Annotated in this window: 12 protein-coding genes and 1 riboswitch; of the genes, 7 read left to right on the top strand and 5 right to left on the bottom strand. The window is 27.9% G+C overall.

The annotated features are described in order from the left end of the window. The first annotated feature begins 241 nt into the window (after positions 1-241). On the top strand, positions 242-952 hold the full coding sequence (gene rgaR, locus KGF48_RS06935; RefSeq protein WP_227828315.1) for a two-component system response regulator RgaR: 711 nt from the start codon (positions 242-244) through the stop codon (positions 950-952). Between the two features lie 263 nt (positions 953-1,215). Here rgaR and KGF48_RS06930 read toward each other — a convergent pair whose 3' ends face one another. Together KGF48_RS06930 and KGF48_RS06925 are read right to left on the bottom strand one after the other, a co-directional pair. Beyond that, entirely contained in the window at positions 1,216-1,539 is a 324-nt protein-coding gene (locus KGF48_RS06930) for an AzlD domain-containing protein (protein ID WP_227433697.1), read from the bottom strand. Continuing rightward, entirely contained in the window at positions 1,532-2,245 is a 714-nt protein-coding gene (locus KGF48_RS06925; protein ID WP_227867858.1) for an AzlC family ABC transporter permease, read from the bottom strand. Before KGF48_RS06925 ends, KGF48_RS06930 begins: the two co-directional genes overlap by 8 nt. A 761-nt stretch (positions 2,246-3,006) precedes the next feature. Between KGF48_RS06925 and KGF48_RS06920 the strand changes: the two genes are divergently transcribed. Next, the gene (locus KGF48_RS06920; RefSeq protein ID WP_227867857.1) at positions 3,007-4,032 is read left to right on the top strand and encodes a S8 family peptidase; all 1,026 of its coding nucleotides are present in this window, start codon (positions 3,007-3,009) and stop codon (positions 4,030-4,032) included. 129 nt (positions 4,033-4,161) lie between these two features. After that, positions 4,162-5,460 carry a bifunctional folylpolyglutamate synthase/dihydrofolate synthase gene (locus KGF48_RS06915; protein ID WP_227867856.1) on the top strand — a complete coding sequence of 433 codons (1,299 nt, stop codon included), beginning with the start codon at positions 4,162-4,164 and terminating at the stop codon, positions 5,458-5,460. Between the two features lie 136 nt (positions 5,461-5,596). Here KGF48_RS06915 and KGF48_RS06910 read toward each other — a convergent pair whose 3' ends face one another. Further along, on the bottom strand, positions 5,597-5,842 hold the full coding sequence (locus KGF48_RS06910) for a TIGR03905 family TSCPD domain-containing protein (RefSeq protein ID WP_227433701.1): 246 nt from the start codon (positions 5,840-5,842) through the stop codon (positions 5,597-5,599). A gap of 148 nt (positions 5,843-5,990) precedes the next feature. Between KGF48_RS06910 and KGF48_RS06905 the strand changes: the two genes are divergently transcribed. After that, positions 5,991-6,857, top strand: coding sequence for a YncE family protein (locus tag KGF48_RS06905; RefSeq protein WP_227433702.1), 867 nt, complete (start codon positions 5,991-5,993; stop codon positions 6,855-6,857). Between the two features lie 3 nt (positions 6,858-6,860). Here the strand turns inward: KGF48_RS06905 and KGF48_RS06900 are convergent, their stop codons facing one another. Together KGF48_RS06900 and KGF48_RS06895 are read right to left on the bottom strand one after the other, a co-directional pair. Beyond that, positions 6,861-7,397 (bottom strand): DUF4364 family protein, encoded by a 537-nt coding sequence (locus KGF48_RS06900; RefSeq protein WP_009891708.1) that lies wholly within the window; start codon positions 7,395-7,397, stop codon positions 6,861-6,863. A 190-nt stretch (positions 7,398-7,587) separates the two neighbouring features. Further along, entirely contained in the window at positions 7,588-7,791 is a 204-nt protein-coding gene (locus KGF48_RS06895) for an alpha/beta-type small acid-soluble spore protein (RefSeq protein WP_003422115.1), read from the bottom strand. Positions 7,792-8,081: 290 nt separating this feature from the next. On the opposite strand from KGF48_RS06895, the gene KGF48_RS06890 reads away from it, so the two are divergent. The 3 genes from KGF48_RS06890 to KGF48_RS06880 all read left to right on the top strand — a co-directional run bounded on the left by KGF48_RS06890 (position 8,082) and on the right by KGF48_RS06880 (position 13,790). Beyond that, positions 8,082-8,846 (top strand): polysaccharide deacetylase family protein, encoded by a 765-nt coding sequence (locus KGF48_RS06890; RefSeq protein ID WP_227828319.1) that lies wholly within the window; start codon positions 8,082-8,084, stop codon positions 8,844-8,846. A gap of 390 nt (positions 8,847-9,236) precedes the next feature. Further along, positions 9,237-10,550, top strand: coding sequence for a proline reductase-associated electron transfer protein PrdC (gene prdC / locus KGF48_RS06885; protein WP_227433704.1), 1,314 nt, complete (start codon positions 9,237-9,239; stop codon positions 10,548-10,550). A 442-nt stretch (positions 10,551-10,992) separates the two neighbouring features. Continuing rightward, positions 10,993-11,078: riboswitch (cyclic di-GMP riboswitch) on the top strand. Between the two features lie 585 nt (positions 11,079-11,663). Then, positions 11,664-13,790 (top strand): Cys-Gln thioester bond-forming surface protein, encoded by a 2,127-nt coding sequence (locus KGF48_RS06880; protein WP_227867855.1) that lies wholly within the window; start codon positions 11,664-11,666, stop codon positions 13,788-13,790.

The following is a 13,790-nucleotide window of genomic DNA, read 5'->3' as shown; positions in this document are numbered from 1 at the left end:
ATATTTAATATAGGATAATAAATACATGTTGCATTTATTTTCCTATATTTTTTTATGTTGTATAGTTGAAAAAATATATAAATTTGTCAAAAAATAAGTTTATATATCAAAAATAATTGTTATAAGTAATTTAATCGACAATTTAAATTTATATCAAAATTTAAATATAAAGCTAGCTAGATACAGTTTGTAAATTGAAATAAAGTAAACTAAATGATATTTTAGATTTGGAGGTGATATTATGTTTAGGGTAGTTATATGTGATGACGAAAAAATACAAAGAAGCATACTAAAAGAGTTTGCAGAAAAACTGTTGTCTGAAAGGTGTCTAAATTATCAAATATTGGAATTTTCCTGTGGAGAAGATTTACTCTCCAAATACCCAGAAAAAATTGACATTATATTTTTAGATATCCAAATGAAAGATATTAATGGAATCGAGGTGGCTAAAAAAATAAGAAAGTTTGATGAAAAAGTAGAGATTATATTTACAACAGCTTTTTCAGAGTATGCCCCACAAGGTTATGAAGTTCGTGCTTATAGGTATTTAGTAAAACCTATAGACTATAGTAATTTCGCAATGGGTGTAAATCTTTGTATTGATAACCTTCAAAGAAAGAAGGAACGTTATATAGTTTTGTACAACAAAAAAGGATTTAACAGAATACTGATAGATTCTATTTTGTATGTTGAAACTGTAAAGAGAGATTTAGTTGTACATACATCAGGTAGAGATTATAAAGCTAATATGAGTATGAAACAAGCGGAAAAGTTATTGTGTGAAAATGGCTTTTTTAGATGTCATACAAGTTTCATTGTTAACTTGAGAAGAATAGAAGATATTGGAGACAATATGATTACTATTAATGAAAAATTTATACCCATTAGTAAGTACAGACTCAAAGATTTAAAAGCAACATTAACAAGCTTGTTATGTGATATAATGTATTAATTTTGAAAAAGGTAAAGAACTATGGTAAAAAATATTTAGTGTCATCACAAAGCTATTGATTCAAAGCTGTCTTAATGTAGAAGAATTTTTCTATATTAAGACAGTCTTTATTGTGTAAAATGGTAATTTAGCAGTTATCAATATTGTTTTATATGTAAGGTATGCTAATTATAATATGTATTAATTTAATTTTTAAATATTAACTTCAATATAATGTATTTTATATTTTGTACTATATCATATGTTGTATATAGTATTATAAATTATAATATAATTCCAAATAAAAATATGGATATTGCACCTACAGCTATTGATACTGCAATAGACTTAAATTTATACGCTACTAACAGTACTATTATACCTGAAATAATCTTAGGATTAGTAAATGAAAGGTATAGATTATCTCCATTAAAGAAAATATCTTTTGCTATTAGTGAACTAAGTATAGCAATAGGTATAAATTTCATGATATCTTTAATAGATTCAGGCATATCATTTTTTGAGAATATTATCATAGGTAAAATTCTTGGAATATAAGTAACAATTGCCATGCCTAAGATAACGATAATTATGTAATTATTATTCATAGTTGCATTCCTTTCTATGTGTTAATTTTTGAATATAAAAACCAAATAAAGAAGATAAAATAGATGCTATTATAATAACTAAACTATTCTTAAAGAAAGTATATAAAACTACTGATAATAATATAGAAAGTATAGAAACAAGTACATATATTTTATTTTTAATTTGATTAACTATTAGAGTAATGAACATAGCTGTTAACAGAAAGCCAGCAACAGAATCGCTTATATGAACAATCTCTCCAAGAAATGCGCCCACGAAGCAACTTACAGCCCATACTAATATACAAAGGTTATTTAAGTATAAAGCATGTGTATCAGTCCAATTTCCATAAGTATATTTTTCTAAGTTTATAGCAAATGTTTCATCTGTAACACCATGACAAAAATACATTAAAAATTTCATGTTCTTATTTTTTATGTGCATATGTAAGTTAGAGCTCATTAGGAAGTTGCGAAGATTCAATATAAATGTAGTTAAAATTATCGAAGTAATACTTCCATTTGAAGCGAGCATAGAAGCAGCTACAAATTGTGAGCTACCAGCAAATACTATAAATGACATAAATAATATATAGAAGGCTGGTAGACCTGCTTTTTGAAGCATAATACCACAAATAAGTCCTAAGGGAATATATCCTAGAAATATTGGGATTGATGCTAGAAAGCTTTCCTTTAAGATTTCTCTTTTTGACATGTCTTTTTTCAAATACAATCACCCCTTAAAAATAATGAATATTTATAAAATTCTATAAATAATTGCTTCATTTTATTATAGCTATTTTAGCTAGTTATATCAATGCTTAAGATAGTAGCATGTAAGTATCAAAAAATCCACTTATAGTCTGTAGAACTTATGGTAATGATTTAATAAATAGTTTAATTCTATTAAAAGATTTCCTTTTATGCAATTTATTTATTGAAATATGATATAATGTATTAGGTATGTGGTATTATTTAACATGCAAGAGAAATTTTATTTGATTGGATTTTTTAGATACTAACAAAATATAGTTTTTTAATATTATTTTTTAATATTACTTACTGATATTAATTTTTAGAATAGTGCTTAAATGGGTTGTACAACATATAAAGATAATTATTCCCCCTAGATAAATAAAATTAAGATATATAATATTTAAATTACAAAATATGAAATATAATTAATAGTTAATTGTGAATAATGAATAACAAAATATACAAGGGGATTGTCTAATAGAAAAGACAATCCCCTTTTTACAAATAATTCTAAATTGTGATATAAATCTAAAAATTTTATCGTAATATTTAACAATTTGATGACAATAATTGATATAATTAAGATAAATTAAGTATATAGTGTACTTATTTTATGTTTTTAGCAACAAATAGAGCATTTAAAAGATAAATTGTGCCACTTAAATTAAGGTTTAAGATGAACTATTAATGTAGATATATTAAAAACTTTTAGTAATGGAGAATATATGTGATATGAATAATAAAGTTAAGGTTGCAGTATTAGATACAGGAATAGATAAAGAACATGATTACTTAAAAGATAACTTAGTTGGAGGAATTGCTTTTGAATGTATACATGACTATATTTTTATATCAGACAAATTTGATGATGAAGATGGTCATGGAACTGCTTGTGCATCAATAATCAAAAAGGAGTATGAAGATGTAGAGCTATTTGTGATAAAAATTTTATGTAATAAAGATAGTATTACAAATATAAAGGTTCTTGAAGAGGCATTAAAATACCTTTTGGATACTAATATAAGACTGATTAACTTAAGTTTATCAGTTATAGGTGTAGAAAGTGTTAAGGGCTTATTTGAAGTTTGCTATGAATTGTTTAGAAAAGGAAAGATAATAGTATGTTCCTTAGCTAATAACTTTGACTTGAGTTATCCAGCTATGTTTAACAATGTCATAGGTGTAAGGGCTTCTACTTTGGATATAGAGAATTCTTTTTGGTACAATAAAAAATATGATGTTCAATGTGTTATGGATAGTAATTCATATATAAGTTGTGATATAAATAATTCTTTCAGATTACCACCAAAATGTAATAGTTATGTAGTTGCAAAATTTACTGGGAAAATAGCTAAAATATTGTCAGAAGAGCCAAACATAACAATATACGCGTTAAATAAAAAACTCGAGTCTCTAGCAACCAAAAATTGTTGGAGTAGTTGTGATTTAGACAAGTATAGTAGGATTCCAGATTTTAAAGTGGATTTATATGATAAGGAAAATGCTCTGCTTGTGGAAGTTGCTGATGTTATTAGAGAGTGTTTAAATACTGAAGCTGATAATGAAAAATTATTTCAATGTAGCCTTTTTAATAAAGAGATAGGATTAGTTTATGATAATTGTTTTAATCTATTAGAAAAATTAGAGAACAGATTTGATTTGAAATTTAATTATATGGACATATCAAAATATGACTTAGTTTCCATATATACATTAACTGAATTAGTAGAAAGATATACAAATACAAAAGATAAATAAAAATTTATGAACCAAATTTAATGTAGAAGGTGTTAGATTATATGTATTCTTTGTCAGTAGATTAAAAGTGAAAAATATACTATAATTAGATAACATAAAATAAAATGCCAATACAGGGGGAATTAGATAATGAAATATGAAGAAGCATTAGAATATATATCACAAACCAATAAGTTTGGTATAAGATTAGGTTTAGAGAATATTGGGAAATTATTAGAACTGTTGGGAAATCCACAAGAAACTTTAAATATAATACATGTAGCTGGAACTAATGGAAAAGGTTCGGTGTGTTCTTTTATTTCTAATATACTAAGAGAAAGTGGATATAAGGTCGGCCTATACACATCTCCATATCTAGAAACTTTTACTGAGCGTATAAGAGTAAATGGAGAGAATATACCACAAGAAGATGTTGCTAGAATAATTGATTTAATAAAAGAAAAGATAGAAGTTATGGTAAGCCAAGGTTATGCATATCCAACTGAATTTGAAGTAGTTACTGCAATGGCATTTTATTACTATTCAGAGCAAAAAGTAGATTTTGTAGCTTTAGAAGTTGGATTAGGTGGAAGATATGATGCTACAAATATAATAACAAAATCACTTGTAAGTGTAATAACATCTATAAGTTTAGACCATACAGGAATACTTGGAGATACAATAGAAAAAATAGCATATGAAAAAGCTGGTATAATAAAGGAAAATGGAGTAGTACTTGTATATGACCAGACTGATGAAGCAAAGGATGTTATAAAGTCAGTTTGCAAAGAAAAAAATGCAAAATACATAGAAGTTAATTTTGAAAATATAAATATAAAAAAATCAAACATAAACTTTCAAGTGTATGATTGTAATGTAATGGGAGAAACTTATAAGAATCTTGAAATAACGTTGATAGGTGAACATCAAATAAATAATTCTATATTGGCAATGAGTGTACTAAAATATCTAAAAGATACAAAAAAATTAGATAATGTAAGTGAAGAATCTATAAGAGAAGGTCTCATAACTACTAAATGGCCAGGAAGAATAGAAAAGATAAAAGAAAGTCCAATTTTTATAATAGATGGAGCACATAACGAAGATGGAGCAAAATCTTTAGCAAAAGCACTTGATAAACATTTTAAAGATAAAAAACTAACTTTATTAATAGGTATGTTGGAAGATAAAGATATTGATGGTGTTTTGGACATACTAATGCCTAAATTTAGCAAAGTAGTGACAACAACTCCTAATAATCCAAGAGCTATAAATTCAGATATATTAAAAGAAAAAATATTAAAATATGTAAGTGATGTAACGTCAAAATATGAAATAGAAGATGCAGTTAATTATACATTGGAAACATCAAATAAGGATGATATTATAATAAGTGCAGGTTCTTTATATATGATAGGCACAGTAAGAACTTTGGTAAAGAAATTATAATCTTATAAAATAAATACATATAAATATATAGATAAAAATAAAAGACATATAAAGAGGAGTTGGCTAAAATAATAGACAACTCCTTTTTTAATAAAATCAGTTTTTAGATGAGTGTATTACTATATATTATCAATATCTAGATAGATTGACGAATGGCTTTAGATAATTGGTCTGGGCAAGAAGTACCTTTACCTCCACAATCAATACCATTTAATTTATCAGCAATTTCAAGAGCATTTTGACCAATTATTAAACTCTTAAGCCCTAATAAATTTCCATTACATCCGCCTATAAACTCAGCATCAACAATCACATTATTTTCATCAACTTCAAAAAACATCTCTCTACAACAAACACCACTTGGGTTAAAAGTAACCTTCATAAAAAAGACCTCCATTAATTATTATTTCATTGTGTCAACATCAATAATAATACCAAATATATGTATAATAATGCAACTATAAAGCATAATACAAGCTAATAAAATAATATATTATTGTAGTATATGTATTGTAGAGAGGAGGGGTTATATGAAAATCTATATTTCTAACTACCTATCAAAGAGCATTAGTATAGTTGATTATTCTACGCTTGAACTAGAAAAAGAAATAGTATTAGAGGATAATATATATCCACATCATTTTTGCATAGAAAAGGAAAAAAATTTGATATACATACCTAGTTCGAGCAATGGAATACTATATGTTTTAGACTTAAGTAATGATAAAATAATTGATACTGTTTCTATAGGAGGAAGTCTTAGTCAAGTTATGCTTAGTGATAATGAGTTATTTGTAGCAAATGAAGATTCAAATAGCATATATGTATTGGATAAAAACACATTAAATCCAATAGGAATCATTGGCGTTGATAATATGCCACATGGATTTGATTTTGACAGAGAGAGTAAAAAGCTATATGTACCATGTATAAATTCGATAGTATGTATAGACACAATAAATAAAAGTATACAAAAGAAAATCAATATGGACTTTAGAGCATGGCATATAGCACTTGATAAACAAAAGAAAGAAATGTATATATCAACACTTGATGGAAAGCTTGTAATAGTTGATGAAGTAAGTATGGATATAAAAAAGGTATTATATGAATTCTTATTGCCAGTAGAAATAAGGTTTAATTATAGTGGGAAAAAAGTTTATGTTGCTGACTTGGGTTATAATAATGTAAGAATTTTGGATTATACAACAAGTAAATATATTGGAAATATTGAAATAGATGGAATTCCTCAGGGATTAGAAATATCTAAAGATGAAAAGTTATTATTTGTATCAGATACTCAAGAGAACTCAGTTAAAGTCTATGAAACTGCAAATAACAAATTAATAAAGGTAATCAAGGTAGGAAAAGAGCCTACAACTATAGTTTGTTTGTAGGCCTTAATGTATGTCTCTTATAAGTAAGTCGATAACTTCAGCATACATATAAGATGCATTGTTTTTCCAATTGTTACAAATAAGTTTTGCTTGTTTCTCTGATGAAACATTTAGATTTAAATCTATTAAGTTAGATTGATTTTCTATGACTCTAAGATTGACAATGAATTCATTATCACTTTGTTTTACGAAGCTAGATTTTACTTGAGTATCTGCTAGTAAATTTTCTTTATTAGAATCTATATACTTGTCTATTTTTTCAGTAACACTAGTAGGTATTCGATTAAAAAAGTATTCTAGACTTTCTACGCCTCTTTGAGTAAGAGCATAATATTCTCTGTCAGAGTCTTTATATGTAGTCAAAAACTTAGATTCCATAAGCTGAGATAAAAGTTGTTGTAATGAAAAGTAATTCATCATTTCAGTCTCTAATACTACTTGAGTTATTTGAGAATTAGTTAAGTCCATTTTAATTTTTTCCAATATATACAAAATTAAAAGTTTGTGATAAGCTAATTCTTCAGATGAGTTTTCAAACATAAATATCATCCTCCGTCAAACTATTTCTATATATAATATATTAAACTAATTTATACAAAATTAAAAGAATAATTTGTATAGTATCATTAATCTTTAACAAATTATATAAAATTAATTTTATAAATGAAGACAAGAAAACAGGGCTACCAATCGGCAGCCCTGTTGATACCCAGGTGTCAAAATTTACTATCTATTTTCCAGCCATTTGTCTTTCAGCCATTTCAACTAATTTCTTAGTCATGTATCCACCAACATATCCATTTTCTCTAGCTGTTAAGTTACCTTTGTCTATGTTTTCATAGTTAGATAAACCTATTTCGTTAGCTATTTCTAATTTCATTTGATTTAAAGCTGCTTTTGCCTCTGGCACTACTGTTCTGTTTGAATTTGACATAGTAAATTTCCTCCTTAAATAATTAGTTTATGATGTCTAACAACACTTTTATTTATGTGATGTTAATACTAATTTCTCCAAAATAAAAATAATATATACAGAAAAATAAAGGTAAAAATGTAAAAAATATAAAAAAATTAAAAAAAGTAGTATTTTAAAGAGGTTAATTGGTCTAATATAGAGTTTATTTTTTTATTTGTTGTCCTATAAATTAAATATTACAGTACTTTTTTGAGCTAAAAAAAAATAAATTTTAAATATAGAAGAATTTATTTAAAAGGGGGAATAGTATGAAAAGAGAAGTTAAGAGAACTAAAGCTTTAATATATAGTGTTTTATTTTTTTCATTGTTATTGGTATTAATATTTGCTCTTGTTTATGGAATAAAATATGTATGCTCTAAATCTGATAACTCAAAAATGCCTATATATAGAGTTGATACAAATGAGAAAAAGATAGCTCTGAGTTTTGATGTTGCTTGGGGAACTGATAACATGGATGATATTCTTAAAATTTTAGATAAACATAACATAAAAGCTACTTTTTTTCTAGTTGGTAGTTGGGTGGATGATAATGAAGAAATTGTTAAAGCTATAGATGAAAAAGGACATGAGATTGGAAATCATTCAAATACTCATGCTAATTTAAAAGAAATATCAAAAGAGGATATAACAGAAGAAATAGAAACTACATCAGAAAAAATATTTAATATAACAGGTAAAAAGACCAATCTATTTAGACCTCCTTTTGGAGACGTAAACAATAAAGCTATGGACATTTGTGGAGATTTAGGTTATAAAGTAATTAAGTGGGATGTAGATTCGATAGATTGGAAAGAACTTGGCCCAAATCATGTAATTGAAAAAGTAATAAAAGAAGCTCAGCCTGGTTCAATAGTTTTATTTCATGCTAATATAAATGATGTAGATAACTATTTGGATACCATAATAAATCGACTTAAAAAAGATGGATATAGCTTAGTAAAAATATCTGATTTATTATATAAAGATAATTACATAGTTGATTCTAATGGAGTACAAAAACCAAAAAATTAATAATCAATAAATGTATATTTTTAGTAGTGTTGTGGAAAATTGTATAGTATATGTTAGAAAAGTGTCGATAAAAAGACGGTGTCTATTTTTTGACACTTTTTTATGCATGTATGTAATATCAATAATTATAGATTAAATCAGTAAAAAAAGCGTCTAATAATTGACTTTTTTTTATTGAGTTTAAATGATTAAATTGAACTACAAACGCTGTAAGATAGTATTTTCAAAGGGTATAACTTTGTTTAAAAGTTGGCATAGAAATTGCTTTGATAATAAGCGATATGTTCTATAGAAATAAACAATATGTTAAAGTCTTGTAATAGAAAAACAAGATTAATATTATTTGAACAGCTTATAAAAAAAATTAATATATTTAAGGGGGCGTACTAGTTGAACAAACTATATTCTATTTTATTAAAACAACACGTTGGTGGTCCAGATAAGCCAGTAGTAAGTGTTGGAGATGTAGTAAAAAAAGGAACTCTAATCGCAGAACCAGCTGGATTAGGAGCAAATATTTATGCCAGTGTTAGTGGAAAAATAAGTGAAATAAATGACCAAGCTATAGTAATTGAAGCTGATGAAGCACAAGATGATACTTTTGAACCATTAAAAGGAGAAAGTATACTTGATTTAATTAAAGAAGCTGGAGTTGTAGGAATGGGTGGAGCAGGATTCCCTACTCATATAAAATTAAATATAGATTTAAAAGGTGGAACAATATTAGCAAATGCAGCTGAATGTGAACCTTTACTAGCTCATAACATAAAAGAAATAGAAGAAAATCCAGAAATAGTTTACAAAGGTATAAAATATGCTATGGAAGTTACTAATGCTGGAAAAGGTATGCTAGCAATAAAGAGCAAACATCCAGAAGCAATAGCAGCATTCAAAAAAGTAATAAAACCAGGAGATAATATAGAGGTTGCTGAACTAGTTGATATGTACCCAATGGGAGAAGAAAGAGCTATAGTAAGAGATGTTCTAGGAAAATTACTTGAGCCAACTCAATTACCTTCAGAAGCTAATGCAGTAGTAATAAACGTAGAAACATTAACTAGAATAGTAGAAGCTGTTGAGCAAAAAAGACCAGTTATATCTAAAAATATAACTGTAGTTGGTCAATTAAACAGTGGAAAAGAATCTATAGTATTTGAAGATGTGCCAATCGGAACTACTGTTGGAGAATTAATTGAAAGAGCTGGTGGAATAAAAGGTGAATATGGTGAAATAATCCTAGGAGGACCTTTCACAGGAAAAGCTACTACTTTAGATACTCCAATAACTAAAACTAGTGGTGGTATAATAGTTACTATGCCATTTGTTAATGAAAAGAGAAAGATGGGTCTTTTAGTCTGTGCATGTGGACCTAACGAAGAAAGAATGAGAGACATAGCAGCTAAAATGGGCGTTACTGATATAGTATCAGTTCAAAAATGTAAACAAGCTCAAGAAATAAAAGGTGCATTAAAATGTGAAAATCCAGGACACTGTCCAGGACAAGCTCAAAAATGTATAGAATTTAAAAAAGCTGGAGCAGAAGTTATATTAATAGGTAACTGTACTGACTGTAGTAATACAGTAATGGGTTCTGCACCAAAATTAAAATTAGGTGTATACCATATCACTGACCATGTAATGAGAACAGTTAATCACCCATTAATAAGAAGAATAAAAGGTGACGTAAGATTAAAAATAAAATAATTAATTAATGTAAAGCCATATAATAAAAACATCTTTAGAAGTGAATCTTAAAAATTACTTCTGAGGATGTTTTTTGATGTAACATATAAGTTAAATTGATAAGATGTGCAAATAAGATGGAAAAAATAGACAAAAATTCATCTATATTGTATAATAATGACAATAGCTATTAAAATTATATCAGACAAAAATAGTAAAGCTCAAATATGTGATTTGTATTGACATATCTAAATTAAATTTAGTCAACTATCCAAATAGAGTAAAAGTTTTTGTGTTATTTAAAGATACTCTATGGTATCTTTTTTAGTATAAAAACGAATTTTTGTCTTATATTAGAAAAATTATCTTGAAATATTAGTTTGTATTTTAATACATTCATAAAAAGTGCACTTAAAGAGTTAAAACATTGAACAAAACATTAAAAAAATAAAAATTACAAAAACCTATTTATAGAAACTGTGAAGTATATCTTAAATTTGGGCACTTAAGGGATATATGGAGTTAGTAGTGCAACCTGCTATAAATATAAATAGGAGTAACTTTTAATTATCAAAAATATATAAACAGACATAATAAAGTACATAAATCATAGTAAATATAGATATAAAATATATTTTTGAAATAGCTCCCTACATTCATAAAGAGTGTAGAGTGGTAGAACATCTGCCCAAAACTCCTTTAATTGCTGGAAGTTCCTAAAGCTAACTAAACCACAACATAATCATGAAATAAGGATAGGTGTGATAGAGTATCTATTTGATAGATACTTGACGGTTACGAAAGTAGAAAAAATTAGTTAGATAGCATAAGGTTAAACCCTAAGTGCCTTAAAAATGGATAATCAGCAGGTAAGCTTCGAAAAGAAGAAACTTCAACGACTAGAGAGAAATCTCGTACCTACAAGTGTGGGGAAATGGGGAGTACCTAATTATTAGGTAATGATATAGTCTGTGCTTAATAGAAATATTAAGAAGTTCATTAGAGAACTGGTTAGGATTAACGACCCTAATTGAACATGCTAAAGATGTATTGTGGAATCAAATCTATACAATAATATAATATTTTGAATTATATTAGATAGATACAATATATATTTTTAGTATCAGGAGAATTTTGAAAGTAAAAATTAAAAAATCAAGTATAATTAGTTTAGCCATCGCTTTTAGTATGGCATTTACTACATTTACACCAATAGTATCTTATGCTGCTGAAATGAATGGCAAAGATGTAGTATTTGATGGGGAGAAGCCATCAGAAGGACAAACTCCAGAAGGAGAACAACCATCAGACGGACAAACTCCAGAAGGAGAACAACCATCAGAAGGACAAACTCCAGAAGGAGAACAGCCATCAGAAGGACAAACTCCAGAAGGAGAACAACCATCAGACGGACAAACTCCAGAAGGAGAACAGCCATCAGACGGACAAACTCCAGAAGGAGAACAGCCATCAGACGGACAAACTCCAGAAGGAGAACAGCCATCAGAAGGTCAAACTCCAGAGGGAGAACAACCATCAGACGGACAAACTCCAGAAGGAGAACAGCCTTTAGAAGAACAAATTCCAGAAGAAGAACTAGTAGTAGAAGAAATGAACTTAAAGCATAATATTGAGAAAATTCTTGATATGACTTTATCTCAGATAAATAAAATTGTATATAATTTCTGGGAAGATGAAGACTCTGTAAAAAAAGATGAACAATCAGAAATTAGACAAGTACTTACTCCACAAGATCAAAATATACATCTATGGTATGATAAAAAAGCAAAAGTAAAAAATACATGCTTACTAAAAGAAGATGGTTCAGATAGACCTTATTATGATATAAGATTTGATAATGTTACAAAGACGCTAACTTTTGATTACATAGTAAAGGGTCTTATAGGTGCAAGTACTAAAGATAACAAATATATTATAGATGGAGAAGATGGCGAACAAACTGCTTTTTGTTATAATAATCATTTAAAATCTCCAACTAGTGATGGTAAGAGTCCATATTTACCAGCAGAAGATTTTAATGGTCAAGAAAATCAAAATGAAGATGCAGTTAAATCTATAATCTATGCAGGTTCTGAATTTGATGGATTTGGATATAAACAACAATTTAACTTGGGTGGAGAAGAGAATGACTATATAGTTCATTCAGCTACTCAAAGTGCAATATGGATTATACTTGGACAAGTGGATGAACAAGCCAAACTTAACCAATATCAAGGAAGTATAAACCTTTACGATATACTTATAGAAAGTGCAAAGACTGAAGAAGAAAAAGCTAAATATCAAAAAGGTAAAGAACAAGCAATAAATACAAAAGCTTATTTAGAAGCATTGTTAGAAGCAGGTCATAAACAACTAAAACCAGATGATACAGGAAAACCTAGCCTAAGCAATGGTTCAACTGATATTGAATTTGATAAAAATGAGGATGGAACTTATGAAACAAAAGCGATAGCTTTAGTGGGTTATAGTGGTGTAGTTAAATTAAGATTACCAAATGGAGTAACTGCTTATGACGAAGATGGTAATATAATAGGTACAGGTGAAGTAGAAGTTTCAACACAACATAAATTTATACTTAAAAGTGTTGAAAAGCCAGATGTAAAGGCTAATATCTCTGCGGTATCTTATGATTATATTTTCCCTAAAGCTATTCAATATTATAAGTCAGTTTTTGATTTTGGAAAGAAAGACCATTCATCTTTATTACCAATGAGTAAACAAAATTTATTGAGCTATACAATAGAACAAAAGAATGGTGAAGAAGTTAACTTTAATATAGGTTTACCAACAGATGGAGGTTCAGATGTAAATCCACCAGTGCCACCAACAGATGATACTGTAAATCCACCAGTACCACCATCAGGAGGAGGAGACTCAAATGGACATAATCCATCACCACCGACAGATGACACAGTGATAAACCCACCAGTACCACCAACAGATGATACTGTAATAAATCCACCAGTGCCACCGACAGATGATACTGTGATAAATCCGCCAGTACCACCAACAGATGATACTGTGGTAAATCCACCAGTACCACCAACAGGTGATACTGTGGTAGATACATCAGTAAAACCAACAGATGATACTGTGATAAACCCACCAGTACCACCAACAGATGATACTGTGGTAAAATCGCCAAAAACAAGTGACGAAACTCAAATAATGTCATATGTATTTATTGGTATAATTGCAATTTGTGGATTAGGGTATCAATGTAAAAGAGCAAAAAATTAA

Origin of the sequence: Clostridioides sp. ZZV15-6388, assembly GCF_020657755.1 — a bacterium.
GTDB lineage: Bacteria > Bacillota > Clostridia > Peptostreptococcales > Peptostreptococcaceae > Clostridioides.
Note: the sequence above shows the minus strand (reverse complement) of the source record. Positions and strands in the feature narration are given on the sequence as shown.

Bases quoted from the DNA above. Each gene is read 5' to 3' on its own strand.
- rgaR (WP_227828315.1), top strand. From the start codon at position 242: ATGTTTAGGGTAGTTATATGTGATGACGAAAAAATACAAAGAAGCATA.
- KGF48_RS06930 (WP_227433697.1), bottom strand. From the start codon at position 1,539: ATGAATAATAATTACATAATTATCGTTATCTTAGGCATGGCAATTGTT.
- KGF48_RS06920 (WP_227867857.1), top strand. From the start codon at position 3,007: ATGAATAATAAAGTTAAGGTTGCAGTATTAGATACAGGAATAGATAAA.
- KGF48_RS06915 (WP_227867856.1), top strand. From the start codon at position 4,162: ATGAAATATGAAGAAGCATTAGAATATATATCACAAACCAATAAGTTT.
- KGF48_RS06910 (WP_227433701.1), bottom strand. From the start codon at position 5,842: ATGAAGGTTACTTTTAACCCAAGTGGTGTTTGTTGTAGAGAGATGTTT.
- KGF48_RS06905 (WP_227433702.1), top strand. From the start codon at position 5,991: ATGAAAATCTATATTTCTAACTACCTATCAAAGAGCATTAGTATAGTT.
- KGF48_RS06900 (WP_009891708.1), bottom strand. From the start codon at position 7,397: ATGTTTGAAAACTCATCTGAAGAATTAGCTTATCACAAACTTTTAATT.
- KGF48_RS06895 (WP_003422115.1), bottom strand. From the start codon at position 7,791: ATGTCAAATTCAAACAGAACAGTAGTGCCAGAGGCAAAAGCAGCTTTA.
- KGF48_RS06890 (WP_227828319.1), top strand. From the start codon at position 8,082: ATGAAAAGAGAAGTTAAGAGAACTAAAGCTTTAATATATAGTGTTTTA.